The organism is Stutzerimonas sp. R40042, from assembly GCF_026642215.1.
GTDB lineage: Bacteria > Pseudomonadota > Gammaproteobacteria > Pseudomonadales > Pseudomonadaceae > Stutzerimonas > Stutzerimonas frequens.
This window is the reverse complement of record NZ_CP113258.1, coordinates 3807579-3824755: the sequence shown is the minus strand read 5'-3', so window position 1 is coordinate 3824755 and position 17177 is coordinate 3807579. Positions and strand designations below refer to the sequence as shown.

The window sequence follows — 17177 nt, the reverse complement described above, 5'->3', positions numbered from 1 at the left end:
GTCAGTTCAGCACGTAGACCAGCGGGAACAGCAGCACCCAGACCAGATCCACCATGTGCCAGTAGAGCACCCCGGATTCCAGCCCGCTGTGCGCGTCCGTGCGGTAGGCACCGCGCCGGCAACGCTCGGCCAGCCAGCCGAGAATCACCATGCCCAGCAGCACGTGGAGGAAATGAAAGCCGGTGAGAATCCAGTACAGGGTGAAGAAGGTGTTGTGCTCCATCCCCAGGCCGAGCCCGGCCAGGTGGCCATACTCGTTGAGCTTGAGCACCACATAGACGCACGCCGAGGCCAGCGCCGCGAGCAGCAGCAACGCCGCACGACCCTGCCGCGCCTGACGGACCTGTTCCACTGCCAGCGCGGCGAGCAGGCCGGAGGTCAACAGGCTCAGGGTCAGTGCCAGGCCGATGGAGCTGTCCAGTGCCGCGCGGCTTTCGCCGAACAACTGGGGGTTGAACATCTGCGTGACCGCGAACGCCAGGATCAGGATGGCGAACACCGTCAGCTCGGCGAGGATGAAAAACCACATCGCCAGGTCACCTGGCAGGCGCCGGGACGGCTGGGCGACGCGTTCAGCCGAAGTGGACATCGACCACATCCATCAGCGCGGCAACGGTTTGCGGATCATCCGACAGCGGTTCGGCGAGACAGGCCAGGCAGGCCTGCCGCGGCGTCATGCCGGAGCGGATCATGCGTGCGGTGAAGATCAGCAGGCGGGTCGAGGCGACCTCCTCCAGATCGTGCTGCTCCAGCCGACGCAGTGCCTGGCCAAGCTTGACCACCTGGGCGGCGAGCGCGGCATCGACCTGCGCCTCGTTGGCGACGATGCGCTCTTCCTCGGCGGCTGGCGGATAGTCGAAGCGCATCGCCACGAAGCGCTGGCGGGTGCTCGGCTTCATGCCCTTGAGCAGGTTCTGGTAACCGGGGTTGTAGGACACCACCAGCATGAAGCCCGGCGGCGCCTTCAGCGCCTCGCCGGTGCGCTCGATGAACAGCTCGCGGCGATCGTCGGCCAGCGGATGCAGCACCACGGCGGTGTCCTGGCGCGCCTCGACCACTTCGTCCAGGTAGCAGATGCCGCCTTCGCGCACCGCGCGGGTCAGCGGTCCGTCCTGCCACCAGGTGCCCTGGGCGCCGATCAGATGACGGCCGACCAGGTCGGCGGCGGAGAGGTCGTCATGACAGGCCACGGTGTACAGCGGCAGGTTCAGCCGGTGCGCCATGTGCTGCACGAAGCGCGTCTTGCCGCAGCCGGTCGGGCCCTTGATCAGCACCGGCATGCCGTGCTGCCAGGCCTGCTGGAACAGCTGCTCCTCGTTGCCCAGTGGTTGATAGAACGGGGCATCCGGTGTGCCGGCGGCGGTTGGGATCTCGAGCGCATTCACAGGCAATACCTCACGGCAGCGGTTGGTTATCTCGATCGCCACGCTACCGATGCGGGTCCGGCCGCTCAAGCAGCCTGCCGGCAAAGCTTGATTGCGATCAAGCCCGCTGCGGATGCGTGGCGGAGCGAGACCCAGCGCAAGGTTTGCCCGCGACAAGGCGTCACGCTCAGGGGGTGAGGAGGGATCTCTTGATTGTCGTCAAGCGGACCCGCAAAGCCGCTCTCATAGGATGCCCGTGCATCAACAACAACTGGATCTGCCGTACCGCCGTCACCTGAGCAGGAAGCGCATCCCGCGTTTCCAGAGGAGAAACAGCATGAAAAAACCACTACTGGCTGGATTCGTCGCCGGCTTCTCGTTACTCGCTCTGGGCATTGCTCAGGCACAGAACAATCCGGAAGACAAAGCCGAGGCTGCCTATAAGGGGCAAGCGTCGGCAGTCGATCCGGCCAGTGCACAGGTCGTGCATTCACCGGGCGCACCGGACCTCACCTCCGCCGAGTTCGAGCACGCCAAGGAAATCTATTTTCAGCGCTGCGCCGGCTGCCATGGCGTGCTGCGCAAGGGCGCGACCGGTAAGCCGCTGACCCCGGACATCACCCAGGAGCGTGGCCAGGCCTATCTGGAAGCGCTGATCACCTATGGCTCGCCTGCCGGGATGCCGAACTGGGGTACGTCCAACGCGCTGACCAAGGATCAGATCACGCTGATGGCTAAGTACATTCAGCACACGCCGCCGACGCCGCCGGAGTGGGGCATGGCTGAGATGAAGAACTCCTGGAACGTGCTGGTCAAGCCGGAGGACCGGCCGAAGAAGCAGATGAACAAGCTGAACTTGCCGAACCTGTTCTCCGTCACCCTGCGTGACGACGGCAAGATCGCCCTCGTCGACGGCGACAGCAAGAAGATCGTCAAGACCATCGACACCGGTTACGCGGTGCACATCTCGCGCATGTCCGCTTCCGGTCGTTACCTGCTGGTCATCGGGCGCGACGCCAAGATCGACATGATCGATCTGTGGGGCAAGGAGCCGGTCAAGGTCGCCGAAATCAAGGTCGGCATCGAGGCCCGTTCGGTGGAGACCTCGAAGTTCAAGGGTTACGAGGACAAGTACGTGATCGCCGGCGACTACTGGCCGCCGCAGTACACCATCATGGATGGCGAGACTCTGGAACCGCTGCAGATCGTGTCCACCCGCGGCATGACCGTCGGTACCCAGGAATACCACCCCGAGCCGCGCGTCGCAGCGATCATTGCCTCCCACGAGCATCCTGAGTTCATCGTCAACGTCAAGGAAACCGGCAAGGTCCTGCTGGTCAACTACGAAGACATCAACAACCTGACCACCACCATGATCGGCACCGCACCGTTCCTGCATGACGGCGGCTGGGACGTCAGCCACCGCTACTTCATGACGGCGGCGAACAACTCCAACAAGGTCGCGGTGATCGACTCGAAAGAGCGCAAGATGGCCGCCCTGGTCGATGTCGGCAAGATCCCGCACCCGGGCCGTGGCGCCAACTTCGTGCATCCGAAGTTCGGACCGGTATGGGCCACCAGCCACCTGGGCGACGAGACCATCTCGCTGATCGGCACCGATCCGCAGAAGCATCCCGAAAACGCCTGGAAAGTGGTCGATACCCTGAAAGGGCAGGGTGGCGGCTCGCTGTTCATCAAGACCCATCCGAAGTCCAAGCACCTTTACCTGGACACCACCTTTCACCCGGATGCCAAGATCAGCCAGTCGGCTGCGGTGTTCGACATCAACAACCTGGCGGCCGGCTACAAGGTGCTGCCGATCGGCGAGTGGTCCGGCCTGAAGGAAGGTGCCAAGCGCGTGGTGCAGCCTGAGTACAACGAGGCGGGCGATGAGGTCTGGTTCTCGGTCTGGAATGGCCAGGAGGAGGAGTCGGCGATCGTCGTGGTCGATGACAAGACCCTAGAACTCAAAACAGTGATCAAGGACAAAAGGTTGATTACCCCAACCGGTAAATTTAACGTCCACAACACTCAGTACGACGTTTACTGAGTCCACCTGGGGGCGGGCCTCAAGATCCGCCCCCGATTAGCCTTGAGGAAGTACTCATGAAGAAAGTTCTGCTCCCGTTGCTCGCCATCGGCGGCGCGCTGGCTCTGCAGCCGGCGTTAGCGCAAGACGGTGAGGCGCTGTTCAAGAGCAAGCCGTGCGCGGCCTGCCACAGCATCGACGCCAAGCTGGTAGGCCCGGCGTTCAAGGAAGTCGCCGCCAAGTACGCAGGGCAGGACGGCGCAGCCGATCTGCTGGCCGGCCACATCAAGAACGGCAGCCAGGGCGTCTGGGGTCCGATCCCCATGCCGCCAAACCCTGTTACCGAAGAAGAAGCCAAGATCCTCGCCGAGTGGGTTCTTAGTCAGAAGTAAGCTGCACCGGAGGACGCCATGACAGTTGCCCGACACGCCGTAAAACGTCTGGGGCTGACCCTGGCGTCCTTCCTCCTGATTCCCGTCGCGCTGGCCGCTGCTCCTTCGGCAGAACGCCAGGCCGAGCTCGATAACCTGCTCCTGCAGGATTGCGGCTCCTGCCATGGCCTGCGCATGACCGGTGGGCTCGGCCCTTCACTGACGCGCGCGGCATTGGCCGACAAACCCCGTGAAAGCCTGATCGCCACCGTCACCCACGGGCGGCCCGGCACCGCCATGCCCGGCTGGAAGGCGCTGCTCGACGAGCAGGACATCGCCTGGCTGGTCGACCAACTCCTGCAAGGATATCCAAAGCCATGATTCGCCCGATCCTGCTGTTCGCGGCTGCCGCCATGCTCAGTGCCTGTGCGCAACAACCCCTGCGCGGTACCGGTGACCTCGGCGTGGTGGTCGAGCGCGCCACCGGCAGCCTGCAGATCATCGAGAGCAACAACCAGAGCCAGCTGGCGCGCGTCGAAGGGCTGGGCGATCTGTCCCATGCCTCGGTGGTCTTCTCCCGCGATCAGCGTTACGCCTATGTGTTCGGACGCGACGGTGGGCTGACCAAGGTCGACCTGCTGCGCCAGCGCATCGACCGCCGTGTGGTTCAGGGAGGCAACAGCATCGGCGGGGCGATCAGCCAGGATGGCCGACTGATCGCGGTGGGCAACTATGAGCCGGGCGGCGTCAAGGTATTCGATGCCGAGACCCTTGAGCTGGTCGCCGACATTCCGGCCACGCCGCTGGCCGATGGCAGCCGCAATTCGCGGGTGGTCGGCGTGCTCGACGCACCGGGTCGGCGCTTCATCTACAGCCTGTTCGACACCAACGAGACCTGGCTGCTGGATTTCAGCCAGGGCGATACACCGACCGTCACGCGTTTCGAGAACGTCGGCAAGCAGCCCTACGATGCGCTGCTGACCCCTGACGGCCGCTACTACATCGCCGGCCTGTTCGGCGAGGACGGCATGGCCAAGATCGACCTCTGGCACACCGTCCGCGGTGTCGAGCGGATCATCGACGGTTACGGCCGCGGTCAGGAGAAACTGCCGGTCTACAAGATGCCGCATCTGGAGGGCTGGACGGTGGCCGGCGACCAGACCTTCGTTCCCGCCATCGGCCAGCATCGGGTGCTGGTGATGGATTCGAAGAGCTGGAAGCAGACCGACGCCATCGACGTCGCCGGCCAGCCGGTGTTCGTCATGGCGCGGCCGGATGCGCGGCAGATCTGGGTCAACTTCGCGCACCCGGACAACGGCAAGGTGCAGGTCATCGACAGCGAAACCCACGAGATCATCGCCACCCTCGAGCCCGGTCCAGCCGTGCTGCATATGGAATTCACCGCCCGTGGCGACCAGCTCTGGCTGTCGGTGCGCGACGGCAACGAGGTCCAGGTCTGGGACCCCTACAGCCTGAAGCTGATCAAGCGCCTGCCGGCACAGAGCCCGAGCGGCATCTTCTTCAGCAGCCGCGCTCACGAGACGGGGTTGTGACATGCACATCGACGCTCTCAGTCGCCGCCTGATCGACCGCTTTCAGCACGGCATGCCGCTGTGTGCCGAACCCTACCGCGCCATGGCCGAGGAACTCGGCTGCAGCGAGGACGAGGTGCTGGCCTGCCTCGAACAGCTGCAGGCCTCCGGCGGGCTTTCGCGCGTCGGCCCGGTGTTCGAACACAGCCGAGCCGGCGCCAGCACCCTGGTGGCACTGGCCGTGCCCGAAGCGCGGCTGGAGCAGGTGGCGGCACGCATCAGTGCCTTCCCCGAGGTCAATCACAACTATCTGCGCGAGCATCGCTACAACCTCTGGTTCGTGCTGACCGGACCGGACCGTGCGCACATCGACCGAGTGCTCGCCGAGATCGAAGCCGACACCGGGCTGGTGCCCCTGGACCTGCCGATGCTCAACGCGTTTCGCATCGACCTGGGCTTTCCCTTGGGAGAACCGTCATGAACGACTGCCTCAACGATTTGCAGGCGATGCAGCTGCGCCGCCTGCTCGAGGCCGGCCTGCCACTGGCGGCGAGGCCCTACCAGCGCCTTGCCGAGCAGATCGGCTGCAGCGAGCGCCAGGTGCTCGAACAGGTCGAACAGTGGCAGGAGGCCGGGCTGTTCCGCCGCGTCGGGCTGGTGCTCAAACACCGGGCACTGGGTTTTCGCGCCAATGCCATGCTGGTGATGGATATTCCCGACGAGCAGGTCGACGCGATCGGCCGCCGCCTGGGCCAGGCCGCCGGGGTCAATCTCTGTTACCAGCGGCCACGACGCCTGCCACAGTGGCCCTACAACCTGTTCTGCATGGTTCACGGTCGCGAGCGTGAACAGGTCTGCGGACTGATCGAGCGGCTGCTGGCCGAGCACGGTCTGAGCGATGTGCCGCACCAGTTGCTGTTCAGCACGCGGGCCTTCAAGCAGTGTGGCGGACGTTTCGCGCCGCCATTGCCGGACGTCGCCAATGGATGACTTCGATCGACTGCTGATCAATCGCCTGCAACACGGCTTGCCGCTGGTCCGCCAGCCTTGGGAAGCGCTGGCCACGGAGTTGGGCAGCAACTCCGAGGCGCTGCGGCTGCGGGTCCAGGCCCTGCTCGCGGATGGCACGCTGACCCGCTTCGGCCCGATGTTCGATGTCGAGCGCCTCGGCGGCGCCTTCACCCTGGCCGCGCTGGCGGTACCGGAGGCGCGCTTCGACGAGGTTGCCGCGCAGCTCGAGGCGATGCCCGAGGTCGCCCACAACTACCGCCGTGAGCACCAGTGGAACATGTGGTTCGTGCTCGGTTGCGAGACGCCCGCGGGCATCGCCGAAGCCATCGCCCGCATCGAGGCGCAGACCGGCCTGACGGTGCTCAACCTGCCGAAGGAGAAAACCTATCATGTCGGTTTGCACTTCCCCGTCTGACGAAGCGCTGGTGCGTCGGTTGGTCGACCTCACCGAGGCCGGTCTGCCGCTGGTGGCAGACCCCTGGGCCTGGCTCGCCGCCGAGCTGGGGCTCGAGGTGGACGACACCCTGGCGCTGCTGCAGCGCCTGCAGGCCGAGGGGGCGATTCGCCGGATCGCTGCGGTGCCCAACCACTACCGCCTGGGTTACCGGCACAACGGCATGACCGTATGGGATGTCGACGATGCCGAGATCGACCGCCTGGGTGCGCTGATCGGCGCGCAGCCCTTCGTCAGCCACTGCTACCAGCGGCCGCGCCGCGAGGGCTGGCCTTACAACCTGTTCGCCATGGTGCACGGGCGCGATGCCAGTGACATCGAAGCCTACCGCAACCAGATCCGCGCCTTGCTCGGCAGCGCCTGCCGGGCGAACGAGATGCTGGTGTCCAGTCGCATCCTGAAGAAGACCGGCCTGCGCCTGGCCGCCCAGCGGCGCGCCTGAGCCTGCGCCGGTACTGCCGTTCGCCCTCGCCGGCGGCCCCGGCTACCGGGTTCGCACGCCCGTAGCGCAGCGGCCCGATGCCCGGCCGGTGCGCGTGAAAACCGCTGGAGCCCTTGCCTCGCAAGGGTTTGCGGCCTGCCTTCGATCCCCCTTGAAAGCCTGACTGTTGCGTTCGGGTTTTTCTTGATTGCCATCAAGCAGGTTTCGATAGCCCCCTTCTTAAACTGGCCACGCCAAGCCATGAGGAGGCGACCATGTCCGAGACCTTCACCAAAGGAATGGCCAGGAATATCTACTTCGGAGGAAGCGTGTTCTTCTTCCTTGTGTTCCTCGGCCTTACCTACCACACAGAGCAGACTTTCCCCGAACGTTCGAACGCATCGGAAATGACCGAAGCGGTCGTGCGCGGCAAGGCAGTCTGGGAAAACAACAACTGCATCGGCTGCCACAGCCTGCTGGGTGAAGGTGCCTACTTCGCACCGGAGCTAGGCAACGTGTTCGTCCGTCGAGGCGGTGACGAGGCCTTCAAGCCGTTCCTGCACGCCTGGATGAAAGCCCAGCCACTCGGCGCCCCCGGTCGCCGCGCGATGCCGCAATTCAATCTGACCGAGCAGCAAGTTGACGATATGGCGGAGTTCCTCAAGTGGACTTCGAAGATCGACACCAACAACTGGCCGCCAAACAAGGAAGGTTGAGTGATGAACGTCTTTGTTTCCGAATTCACTGGAGGGGCCACGAGATGAGCATTCTCAACCCGCATCTCAAATTCCAATCGCAGGCCGTCGCCAAACCCTACTTCGTGTTTGCGCTGATGCTGTTCGTCGGTCAGATCCTCTTCGGTCTGATCATGGGGCTGCAGTACGTGGTCGGTGACTTCCTGTTCCCGCTGCTGCCGTTCAACGTGGCGCGGATGGTTCACACCAACCTGCTGATCGTCTGGCTGCTGTTCGGCTTCATGGGCGCGGCCTACTACCTCATTCCCGAGGAAGCGGACCGCGAACTGCACAGTCCGAAACTGGCCATCATCCTGTTCTGGGTGTTCGCCGCGGCCGGCGTGCTGACCATTCTCGGTTACCTGTTCGTGCCCTATGCGGGCCTGGCGGAAATGACCAAGAACGAGCTGCTGCCGACCATGGGCCGTGAGTTCCTCGAGCAGCCGACGATCACCAAGATCGGCATCGTGGTGGTCGCCCTGGGCTTCCTCTACAACATCGGCATGACCATGCTCAAGGGTCGCAAGACCGTGGTCAGCACGGTGATGATGACCGGTCTGATCGGCCTCGCGGTGTTCTTCCTGTTCTCCTTCTACAACCCCGAGAACCTGGCGCGCGACAAGTACTACTGGTGGTTCGTCGTGCACCTGTGGGTGGAAGGCGTGTGGGAACTGATTATGGGTTCGATGCTGGCCTTCGTCCTGATCAAGATCACCGGCGTTGACCGCGAAGTGGTCGAGAAGTGGCTCTACGTGATCATCGCCATGGCCCTGATCACCGGCATCATCGGCACCGGCCACCACTTCTTCTGGATCGGCGCACCGACCGTGTGGCTGTGGCTGGGCTCGATCTTCTCCGCCCTGGAACCGCTGCCGTTCTTCGCCATGGTGCTGTTCGCCCTGAACATGGTGAACCGTCGCCGCCGCGAGCATCCGAACAAGGCCGCCTCGCTGTGGGCCATCGGCACCACCGTGACTGCCTTCCTCGGCGCAGGTGTATGGGGATTCCTGCACACCCTGGCTCCGGTGAACTACTACACCCACGGCTCGCAGATCACGGCCGCGCACGGTCACCTGGCCTTCTACGGCGCCTACGCGATGATCGTCATGACCATGATCAGCTACGCCATGCCGCGTCTGCGTGGCCTGGGTGAAGCGCCAGATGCACGGGCGCAGCGCATCGAGGTCTGGGGCTTCTGGCTGATGACCCTGTCGATGGTCGCCATCACCCTGTTCCTCACCGCCGCCGGCGTGGTGCAGGTCTGGCTGCAGCGGATCCCTGCCGATGGTGCCGCCATGTCCTTCATGGCGACCGCCGACCAGCTGGCCATCTTCTTCTGGCTGCGTCTGGTGGCCGGGGTGATCTTCCTGATCGGTCTGGTCTGCTACCTGTACAGCTTCCGCCAGCGCGGTCGGGTACCGGTCGCAGCAGCGGCTGCCGCCGCGGCCTGAGACGGTTCGCAATGAGCATCGACGGCCCGGCTGGTATTAGCGGGCCGTTTTGCGTTTCAACTGCCAGCACGGAGTAACCCGCCATGGCCTTTACCATCGAAGTGGAAGAGTGGGTCGGCAGTGTCTGGCACCGCTTCATCACCCGTCGCGCCAGCCCGGATTTCCCGGAAGCACGGGTCGATCTCGAGAGCATGCAGCGTCCGCTGTCGCTGCTGTTCCGCGCCATGGGTGGCGCCAGCGGGGTCGGCGTCGAAGCGGCCAGCGCGCGTGATCTGCTGCTCCGGCGCAACCTGCTGCAACAGGTCGCCGGGACCTGCAAGCAACTGCCGGTGGCCTGGTGCGACGCCAGCAATCTGCGGCTGCCGCAGAGCCTGGCGGTCTACCCGGAAGTCTCGCTGAATCAGGACCTGTATCGCTGGCTGGCGCTGCTCGCCGCGCAGGCTGGGCAGATGCGCCACTGGGCGCGCGACAACCAGCGCTGGACGCAGGCCATCCTCGAGCAGTTTCCGGCCATGCGCGCGCGTTACCGGCGCCTGGTCGAGGCTCATCTGCAGTTGCGCCCGGACCCGAGCCAGCTGCCCAAGGCCGAGGCCGCGCTGGAAAGCGCGCTGTGCCAGGCACTGCGTGAACCGGGCAGCGTCAGCCAGTTCCCGCGCAGCGAGCGCGCGCCCTGGCCGCTGCCGCTGTGGCTGTATCCGGCGGACAACCTTGGCGAACCCCAGGCCGCCCAGCGCGCCGAGGAAGGCGACGGCAATCTGGAAACCCCGCCCGGCGGCGAGTCGCGCCAGCGCAAGCGCGCCCGGCGGGTCGAGGAAAGCTCGAGCAAGGGCGGCCTGCTGCTGTTCCGTCTGGAAAACCTGTTCAGTTGGTCCGAACACATCGAACTGGACCGCTGCGGCGACGACACCGAGGACCTGGACGCGGCCCGTGTCGCCGAGGATCTCGACGAGCTGGCCCTGTCGCGTCAGCGCATGCGTCAGGGCGGCGGGCTCAAGCTGGACCTGGATCTGCCAGCCGCGGACTTCGACGATGTGCCGCTGGGCGAGGGCATCAAGCTGCCCGAGTGGGATTATCGCAAGCAGCGTCTGCAGAAGGATTTCGTCAACCTGCAGCTGATGCTGCCGCGCGGCTCGGAAGCCAAGCCGTTGCCGCTGCACCTGTCGCCGTTGGCGCGGCGCCTGCGCCGGCAGTTCGAGCACCTGCGCAACGACCGCCAGTGGCTGCGCCAGCAACCGCAGGGTTCGGAGCTGGACATGCAGGCCTGGCTCGACTTCCACGTCGAGCGGCAGAACGGTCAGTGCGCCGAGCGCGGCCTGTTCATGGAGCAGCGGCAGAACCGCCGCGACCTGGCCTGCCTGCTGCTGGCCGACCTGTCGATGTCCACCGATGCGCATCTGGACAACGAGCACCGGGTGATCGATGTGGTCACCGACAGCCTGTTGCTGTTCGGCGAGGCGCTGTCGGCGGTGGGCGACCCGTTCGCGCTGTACGGCTTCTCCTCGCTGCGACGCCAGCAGGTGCGCATGCAGGAGCTGAAGAGCTTCCGCCAGCCCTACGGCGACGAGACCCGCGGCCGCATCCAGGCGCTCAAGCCCGGCTATTACACCCGCATGGGCGCGGCCATCCGCCAGGCCACCGAACTGCTCGGTGCCTGCAAGCAGCGGCGCAAGCTGTTGCTGCTGGTGACCGACGGCAAGCCGAACGATCTGGATCTGTACGAAGGCCGCTACGGTGTCGAGGACACCCGCCAGGCGGTGATGGAGGCGCGCAAGCAGGGCCTGCTGCCGTTCTGCATCACCATCGACCGCGAGGCCGGCGATTACCTGCCGTACATGTTCGGCGCCAACGGCTACACCCTGATCAAGGAGCCGCAGCAGCTGCCGTTCCGCCTGCCGCAGCTGTACAAGCAGCTGACCCAGTCGTAGGCGGGAAATGCAGACGAGGGCGGTTCGCTACAACCGCCGCGGTGCTGCACTGCTCGATCGTAGGGTGGATGCCGCTTTTCACATCCACCGTGCTCAGCGTGCGGCGGATGGCCATCCCGTGGATCGCTGAAGTGCGATCCAGCCCACGGGGATTCGTTGGGCGAGAGGTCAGCGTGGCATGTCGGGTACGGGGGCGCTTTCACATCCACCGTGCTCAGCGCGCGGCGGATGGCCATCCAGTGGATCGCTGAAGCGAGATCCACCCCACGACAGGGGATTGTTTGGGCGAGGTCAGCGCGGCATGTACGGCGGATGCCGCTTTTCACATCCACCATGCACAACGCTCGTGGATCGCCAGCCCATGGACGGTGAAGCGAAATTCACCCCAGGCTGCTGGCAGGCAATCAGAACAGATAACGCGGCAGCCAGAGGATCATCACCGCGCAGAAGACGCTGAGGGCGATGCAGAACCAGAGGAAGCGCCGCTGGCGGCGTTCCGGGGCGCTGTCGGCGTGTTCCGGCAGGGGCATGCCGCAGTTGCTGCATTCGGCTTCCCCCGGCGGATTGTCTTGCTGGCAGTACAGGCACTTGGGCATATGGTGCTCCTCCTCGCCAGCAAAGCCTGACACGCTGCCCGCGCCGCCGACTTTGATGGCGATCAACTCACTCGAACTGCTCGAGCCGCTGGCGATCGAGGATGGCAATCTGCCGACCTTCCTGGGTGATGATGCCCTCGTCGATCAGTCGGCGGATGATTCGCGAAAAGGTCTCCGGCTGGATCGACAGGTGCCCGGCCACCAGCTGCTTGGCCATCGGCAGTTCGAAGCTGTTGCTGTCGTCCTTGACCCGTGCCAGTTGCGTCAGCAGATAGCGCACCACGCGGTGAGTGGCGTTCTTCAGCGACAGGGTCTCGATCTCGTTGATGCGCTGGTGCAGGCGCACACAGAGCTTGCCGAGCAGGGCGAAGGTCAGCCGCTGGTTGGCCTCCAGCAGACGCATGTAGGCCGCGTTGGAGAAGCGGTAGACCTGCGACGGGCAGACCGCCTGGGCCGAGGCCACGTAGTTGGGGGTGTCCATCAGCATCATGGCTTCGGCGAAGGTCTGGCGGTTGCCGATGACCTCGAAGACCTTCTCCTGGCCGTCCGGCGTCAGGCGGTAGACCTTCACTGCGCCGGAGATGACGAAATAGAAGTTGTGCGCCGGCTCGCCCTGGTGGAACAGGTTGTCGCCCTTGTCCAGGTTGAGCAGCTGGCTGGAGTTGAGCAGTTCTTCCATCTGCTCTTCGTTGAGCGGTTCGAACAGGTGATGGCTGCGGAGAATCTGGTGGTGTACGCGGTGAAGCACCATGCAAGGCGTCCTGTTTCAGTGGAACGATTACTACAACGTCGGCCTCAGCCTAGCGCATGTGGTGTCGGTGACGCATGTCGGACGTTGACCAACGTCAAGGTTCGGTGTGCGAGTGAAGGCCGCCGCCCGGTGCGATCAATACAGGCGGGCGACGAAACCGTCACGCCAGAGCGGCGCGGCGAACAGTTGCGGGTAGCGCTCCAGTGCGTCGACCAGGTGCTGCAGGCCCTGCTCGCGCTGGTCGGCTTCGGACAGCGCCTCGGCGCCGCGGAGCAGGTCGATCAGCAAACCGTGCAGCGCGGCATCGGCGGCTTCCGGCAGTTTGCAGTTGGCAATGAGGTAGCTGGTCGCTGCCTCGATGTTGCGCTGCAGCTCGGCGGCCGCCTGGTCACCGATCGATTCGCCCGGGGCATCCGGCAGGCTGCGCTGGACCGCTTGGTGAATGCGCGTCATACCCTCGCGCAGGGCCTCGTCAGTGCTCCAGCGGACACCCGGCCGGGGCTCGATCACTGCTGCTTGGTCATGCTGGCCATGATCGTGGGCCATTGCCGCCTGGGCGGTGCCGGCCACCATGCTGAGGGCGAAGCCGCTGGCCATGGCGACCATGGAGGCCATGGCCACACCCCAGGCGAGCGGTTGCAGGTACTGTTTCATGGCTGTGTCACCCCGATGCGTTGAGCCTCGTCCGCGCTGGCGGCGAGCGGCGCTTCGGCGTTGCGGAACAGCACGTTGTTTTCGAGGTGGATGTGCTGCATCAGATCGTCACGCAGCTCCTCCAGCCCACGATAAAGCGCTCGCCAGGTGTTGCAGGCGTTGGCCGGTGGGGTGATGTCGTTGGTCAGCAGCGCCAGTCGTTGCAACGCGTTGCCGTGTTCCTGATGCTCGTAGCGCATCACCGAAATCGGCCCCTGGGCCTGTGGAAAGCCCATGCCGCGCTGCAGCATCGGGAAGAGGATCTGTTCTTCCTTGAGCATGTGGCTTTCCAGTTCCTGCTGCATGTTCCACAGGTGCTCGGCCAGGCCGTTGGGGCAGCCCGGCTTGCTGCCGTGGACCTGCTCGACGCGGCTGGCCAGGCGGATCAGCTCCGGTAGCTGATCGCGGTGGCGCTCGTGGAAGCGCGCGAGAATGTATTCGATCAGCTGCCCGGCGGGCATGCTGCGCCAGTCCCTGTCTTCGGCGTCGGGTTCCAGGGCGAGCAACGCATCGGCGATATGTTGCGGATCGGCTTCGATGCGCCGCGCAGCCTCGCGCAGCGACAGATCACCGCCGCAGCAGAAATCCAGGCGGTACTGGCGGAACACGCGGGTGGCGCCCGGCACTGAACAGGCGAGATTGCCGAGGGTCTGGTCGAGTAGGTCGGTCATGGCAGCGATCCTGATGCGTCCTGATAAACATGCACGGGCCATCGCAACAGGCGTGCCAGATGCCGGGCCGGCGCCAGCGGGCGTTTTGGCGCGGCCGCTGGTGAAATCTACCCGGAGTGGTTATGGTGTTCAAAACCCGGAGGGTAATTGGAACCATGATGGCTGACGCACTGCTTGCCGACCTGACCACCGAGCTGCCCAACGCCGTGCGCTTGCAGCGCCTCGTGCATACCTTGCAGCAGCATTTCAATTGCGGCGCGGTGGTGCTGTTGCGCCTGGACGAGGACAGCCTGCGTCCGCTGGCCGCGGTCGGGCTGGTGCAGGAAGCGCTCGGCCGGCGCTTCGTCGTCGCCCAGCATCCGCGGTTGGCCGCGATCCTCTCGCAACGCGAGCCGACCTGGTTCGAGCCGGACAGCCGCCTGCCCGATCCTTACGACGGGTTGCTCGACGCGCACGTCGGCGAGCCCTTGCCGGTGCACGACTGCATGGGCGTCAGCCTTTACGTCGAAGGCAAGCTCTGGGGCGCGCTGACCCTCGATGCCCTGCACGCCGGCACCTTCGGCGACGACGCCCGCTGCGACCTGCAGCGCTATACGCTGATCATCGAGGCCGCCGTGCGGGTCACCCGACTGGAGCACGAGAACCGCGGCCTGCGTCTGGCCCGCAGTGATGTGCTGGAGTCGTCGCAGGATCACGGCGAAGGCGAAATTCTCGGTCAGAGCGACGCGATTCGCGAGCTGTTGCGCGAGTTGCAGGTAGTGGCCGATTCCGAGCTGCCGGTGCTGCTGCTGGGCGAAACCGGGGTCGGCAAGGAGCTGTTCGCGCGCTGGCTGCATCGCCATTCGCGGCGGCGCAACAAGCCGCTGGTGCATGTGAATTGCGCGGCGCTGCCGGAATCACTGGCTGAAAGCGAGTTGTTCGGCCACGTCAAAGGCGCCTTCTCGGGCGCCACTACCGATCGTCCGGGTCGTTTCGATGCAGCCAACGGCGGCACGCTGCTGCTCGACGAGGTCGGCGAGCTGCCGCTGACGGTGCAGGCCAAGCTGCTGCGTACCCTGCAGAACGGCGAGATCCAGCGCCTCGGTGCAGACAAGCCGCGGCAGGTGGACGTGCGCATCATCGCCGCGACCAACCGCAACCTGCGCGACAGCGTGCGTGACGGGCATTTTCGCGCCGATCTCTATCACCGGCTGTCGGTCTATCCGGCGCCAATCCCGCCCTTACGCGAGCGTGGCAACGACGTGCTGATCCTCGCCGGGCACTTCCTCGAACTCAACCGCGCGCGCCTGGGGCTACGCAGCATGCGTCTGTCGCCAGCGGCCGAGCGGGCGCTGCTGGCTTATTCCTGGCCGGGCAACGTGCGCGAACTGGAACATGTGGTCAGTCGCGCCGCCCTGCGCCTGCTCAGCCGCGGCGCCTCGCGCAGCGAAATCCTCACCCTGGAGCCCGATTTGCTGGATCTGGACAGCCACGCCGCGGGCACGGAAGCGCCGGCGTTGGCCGAGCAGCCGGTGGCGGTCGACGAGATACTGTCGCTGCGCCAGACGGTGGATGCAGCGCAGCGGAGGGCCATCGTCTACGCCCTGGAAGCCTCCGCCGAAAACTGGGCGCAGGCGGCGCGACTGCTGGATGTCGACCCGAGCAACCTGCACAAACTGGCGCGGCGGCTGAAGCTCAAGTAGCGCCTGTCGGGCAGCCAGAGTCGTCGCCGGCGCGCCATGGTCTAACCTCACAGCACAACCTCGAGGAGATGCCAATGGCCCTGGACCAGAACGAATTCGAAGCGCTGCTGAACGAGGCGCAAGCCTTTGCCGAGCGCGCCGCCAGCGAGAACAATCCGTTGCATTACCGCGACGCGTTCGCTGCCAGTCTCAAGGCCATGCGCCTGCTCGGCGAGGAATCCGGCGCCTGGCGGCAGATGGTGGCGCGGGCGACCGAGGAATTCGAGGGTGACGAGGGCATCTGACAGCGACTGCCTGCGCTTGGCACCCACCGCGATGCAGGTCGATCCGCTGCATTTCGTCGCATTGGCCACGTCCGAGCAATCTTGACCCCTATCAATGCTGGCCACTGGTCAGCTGCCTAGACTGCCGGCTGTTTTCCGTTCAGCCGAACGACCGCCGCGCCGCCTGTGCGTGGCGCGCATGTACCCGAATGTCTAGGAGTTGTCATGCACCTGGTCTGCCCGGCAGGAAGCCTGCCCGCGCTCAAGGCCGCCGTCCAGCAGGGCGCCGATGCCATTTATGTCGGTTTTCGCGACGACACCAACGCCCGCCATTTCGCCGGCCTCAATCTCGATGAAAAGCAGCTCGACAAGGGCCTGCAGCTGATCCGTGAAAAGGGCCGGCAGCTATACATTGCCGTCAACACCTATGCCCAGCCGGACGGCTGGAATCGCTGGCAGCGCGCCGTCGACCAGGCCGCCGACATGGGCGTCGATGCGCTGATCGCCGCCGACCCCGGCGTGCTCGGCTATGCCAGCAAGCGCCATCCCAAGCTCAAGCTGCACCTGTCGGTGCAGGGCTCGGCGACCAATGCCGCGGCGCTGGGCTTCTATCAGCAGCGCTACGGCATTAGCCGTGCGGTGTTGCCGCGGGTGCTTTCGCTCAAGCAGGTCAAGCAGGTCGCGGCGAGCAGCCCGGTGCCGATCGAGGTATTCGCCTTCGGCAGCCTGTGCATCATGGCCGAGGGGCGTTGCCACCTGTCTTCTTATCTCACCGGCGAATCGCCGAACCTCTGTGGCGTCTGCTCGCCGGCCAAGGCGGTGCGCTGGAGCGAGGAGCCGGAAGGGCTGACCTCGCGCCTGAACAACGTGCTCATCGACCGCTACGCCGAAGGCGAATCGGCCGGTTACCCGACGCTGTGCAAGGGCCGCTTCATGGTCAACGGTCAGCGCTTCCACGCGCTGGAGGAGCCGACCAGCCTGAACACCCTGGACCTGATCCCGGAACTCTCCGCCATCGGCGTCACCGCGATGAAGATTGAGGGTCGTCAGCGCAGCCCGGCCTATGTCGAGCAGGTCACCCGGGTCTGGCGCGCCGCGCTGGACAGCTACCTCAAGGCGCCGCAGCGCTATGCGGTCGAACCCGGCTGGCGGCAGGTGCTGGATGGCCTTTCCGAAGGCTCGCAGACCACCCTGGGTGCCTACCACCGCGCCTGGCAATGAACGAGGAG

General features: G+C 65.2%; 20 protein-coding genes. 14 read left to right on the top strand and 6 right to left on the bottom strand.

Going from position 1 to position 17177, the window contains the following annotated elements; translation table 11 throughout:
• Nucleotide 1: 1 nt before the first annotated feature.
• Together OUY36_RS18060 and OUY36_RS18055 are read right to left on the bottom strand one after the other, a co-directional pair.
• A complete protein-coding gene (locus OUY36_RS18060; RefSeq protein ID WP_013983983.1) occupies nt 2–589 on the bottom strand; it encodes a cytochrome c oxidase subunit 3 in 588 nt (195 codons plus the stop codon).
• A complete protein-coding gene (locus OUY36_RS18055; RefSeq protein ID WP_041771999.1) occupies nt 573–1385 on the bottom strand; it encodes a CbbQ/NirQ/NorQ/GpvN family protein in 813 nt (270 codons plus the stop codon). The genes OUY36_RS18060 and OUY36_RS18055 overlap by 17 nt, the downstream gene beginning before the upstream one ends.
• 316 nt (nt 1386–1701) lie before the next feature.
• Here OUY36_RS18055 and OUY36_RS18050 point away from each other — a divergent pair, with 316 nt between their 5' ends.
• From OUY36_RS18050 to OUY36_RS18000, 11 genes are all read left to right on the top strand, one after another.
• Entirely contained in the window at nt 1702–3414 is a 1713-nt protein-coding gene (locus OUY36_RS18050; protein ID WP_200597704.1) for a nitrite reductase, read from the top strand.
• 56 nt (nt 3415–3470) lie between these two features.
• Complete coding sequence (locus OUY36_RS18045) at nt 3471–3785, top strand: c-type cytochrome (RefSeq protein WP_110775956.1); 315 nt, start codon at nt 3471–3473, stop codon at nt 3783–3785.
• An 18-nt stretch (nt 3786–3803) separates the two neighbouring features.
• Nucleotides 3804–4145 carry a c-type cytochrome gene (locus OUY36_RS18040; protein ID WP_267935398.1) on the top strand — a complete coding sequence of 114 codons (342 nt, stop codon included), beginning with the start codon at nt 3804–3806 and terminating at the stop codon, nt 4143–4145.
• The gene (locus OUY36_RS18035) at nt 4142–5317 is read left to right on the top strand and encodes a cytochrome D1 domain-containing protein (RefSeq protein WP_267935396.1); all 1176 of its coding nucleotides are present in this window, start codon (nt 4142–4144) and stop codon (nt 5315–5317) included. The genes OUY36_RS18040 and OUY36_RS18035 overlap by 4 nt, the downstream gene beginning before the upstream one ends.
• Nucleotide 5318: 1 nt before the next feature.
• Entirely contained in the window at nt 5319–5777 is a 459-nt protein-coding gene (locus tag OUY36_RS18030; protein WP_267935394.1) for an Lrp/AsnC family transcriptional regulator, read from the top strand.
• On the top strand, nt 5774–6286 hold the full coding sequence (ahbB, locus tag OUY36_RS18025) for a siroheme decarboxylase subunit beta (protein WP_102838616.1): 513 nt from the start codon (nt 5774–5776) through the stop codon (nt 6284–6286). The genes OUY36_RS18030 and ahbB (OUY36_RS18025) overlap by 4 nt, the downstream gene beginning before the upstream one ends.
• The gene (locus tag OUY36_RS18020; RefSeq protein WP_267935391.1) at nt 6279–6722 is read left to right on the top strand and encodes an Lrp/AsnC family transcriptional regulator; all 444 of its coding nucleotides are present in this window, start codon (nt 6279–6281) and stop codon (nt 6720–6722) included. Before ahbB (OUY36_RS18025) ends, OUY36_RS18020 begins: the two co-directional genes overlap by 8 nt.
• Nucleotides 6697–7203, top strand: a complete 507-nt coding sequence (gene ahbB, locus OUY36_RS18015) for a siroheme decarboxylase subunit beta (protein WP_267935389.1) — start codon at nt 6697–6699, stop codon at nt 7201–7203. Before OUY36_RS18020 ends, ahbB (OUY36_RS18015) begins: the two co-directional genes overlap by 26 nt.
• A gap of 254 nt (nt 7204–7457) precedes the next feature.
• Nucleotides 7458–7898 (top strand): c-type cytochrome, encoded by a 441-nt coding sequence (locus OUY36_RS18010; protein WP_024161758.1) that lies wholly within the window; start codon nt 7458–7460, stop codon nt 7896–7898.
• A 44-nt stretch (nt 7899–7942) separates the two neighbouring features.
• Entirely contained in the window at nt 7943–9367 is a 1425-nt protein-coding gene (locus tag OUY36_RS18005; RefSeq protein ID WP_003293321.1) for a cbb3-type cytochrome c oxidase subunit I, read from the top strand.
• An 83-nt stretch (nt 9368–9450) separates the two neighbouring features.
• The gene (locus tag OUY36_RS18000) at nt 9451–11292 is read left to right on the top strand and encodes a nitric oxide reductase activation protein NorD (protein WP_267935386.1); all 1842 of its coding nucleotides are present in this window, start codon (nt 9451–9453) and stop codon (nt 11290–11292) included.
• Nucleotides 11293–11696: 404 nt separating this feature from the next.
• Here OUY36_RS18000 and OUY36_RS17995 read toward each other — a convergent pair whose 3' ends face one another.
• The 4 genes from OUY36_RS17995 to ytfE form a co-directional block, all read right to left on the bottom strand.
• Complete coding sequence (locus OUY36_RS17995) at nt 11697–11888, bottom strand: DnrP protein (RefSeq protein WP_267935384.1); 192 nt, start codon at nt 11886–11888, stop codon at nt 11697–11699.
• Nucleotides 11889–11955: 67 nt separating this feature from the next.
• Entirely contained in the window at nt 11956–12639 is a 684-nt protein-coding gene (locus OUY36_RS17990) for a Crp/Fnr family transcriptional regulator (RefSeq protein WP_045633844.1), read from the bottom strand.
• Between the two features lie 135 nt (nt 12640–12774).
• Nucleotides 12775–13293 (bottom strand): DnrO protein, encoded by a 519-nt coding sequence (locus tag OUY36_RS17985; RefSeq protein WP_267935382.1) that lies wholly within the window; start codon nt 13291–13293, stop codon nt 12775–12777.
• The gene (ytfE, locus tag OUY36_RS17980; RefSeq protein WP_014597671.1) at nt 13290–14003 is read right to left on the bottom strand and encodes an iron-sulfur cluster repair protein YtfE; all 714 of its coding nucleotides are present in this window, start codon (nt 14001–14003) and stop codon (nt 13290–13292) included. Before ytfE ends, OUY36_RS17985 begins: the two co-directional genes overlap by 4 nt.
• Before the next feature lie 155 nt (nt 14004–14158).
• Here ytfE and norR point away from each other — a divergent pair, with 155 nt between their 5' ends.
• The 3 genes from norR to ubiU all read left to right on the top strand — a co-directional run bounded on the left by norR (nt 14159) and on the right by ubiU (nt 17169).
• Nucleotides 14159–15685, top strand: coding sequence for a nitric oxide reductase transcriptional regulator NorR (gene norR, locus OUY36_RS17975; protein ID WP_102838612.1), 1527 nt, complete (start codon nt 14159–14161; stop codon nt 15683–15685).
• Nucleotides 15686–15759: 74 nt separating this feature from the next.
• Entirely contained in the window at nt 15760–15969 is a 210-nt protein-coding gene (locus tag OUY36_RS17970) for a hypothetical protein (RefSeq protein ID WP_013983970.1), read from the top strand.
• A 204-nt stretch (nt 15970–16173) separates the two neighbouring features.
• On the top strand, nt 16174–17169 hold the full coding sequence (gene ubiU, locus OUY36_RS17965) for a ubiquinone anaerobic biosynthesis protein UbiU (RefSeq protein WP_063542104.1): 996 nt from the start codon (nt 16174–16176) through the stop codon (nt 17167–17169).
• Nucleotides 17170–17177: the final 8 nt, after the last annotated feature.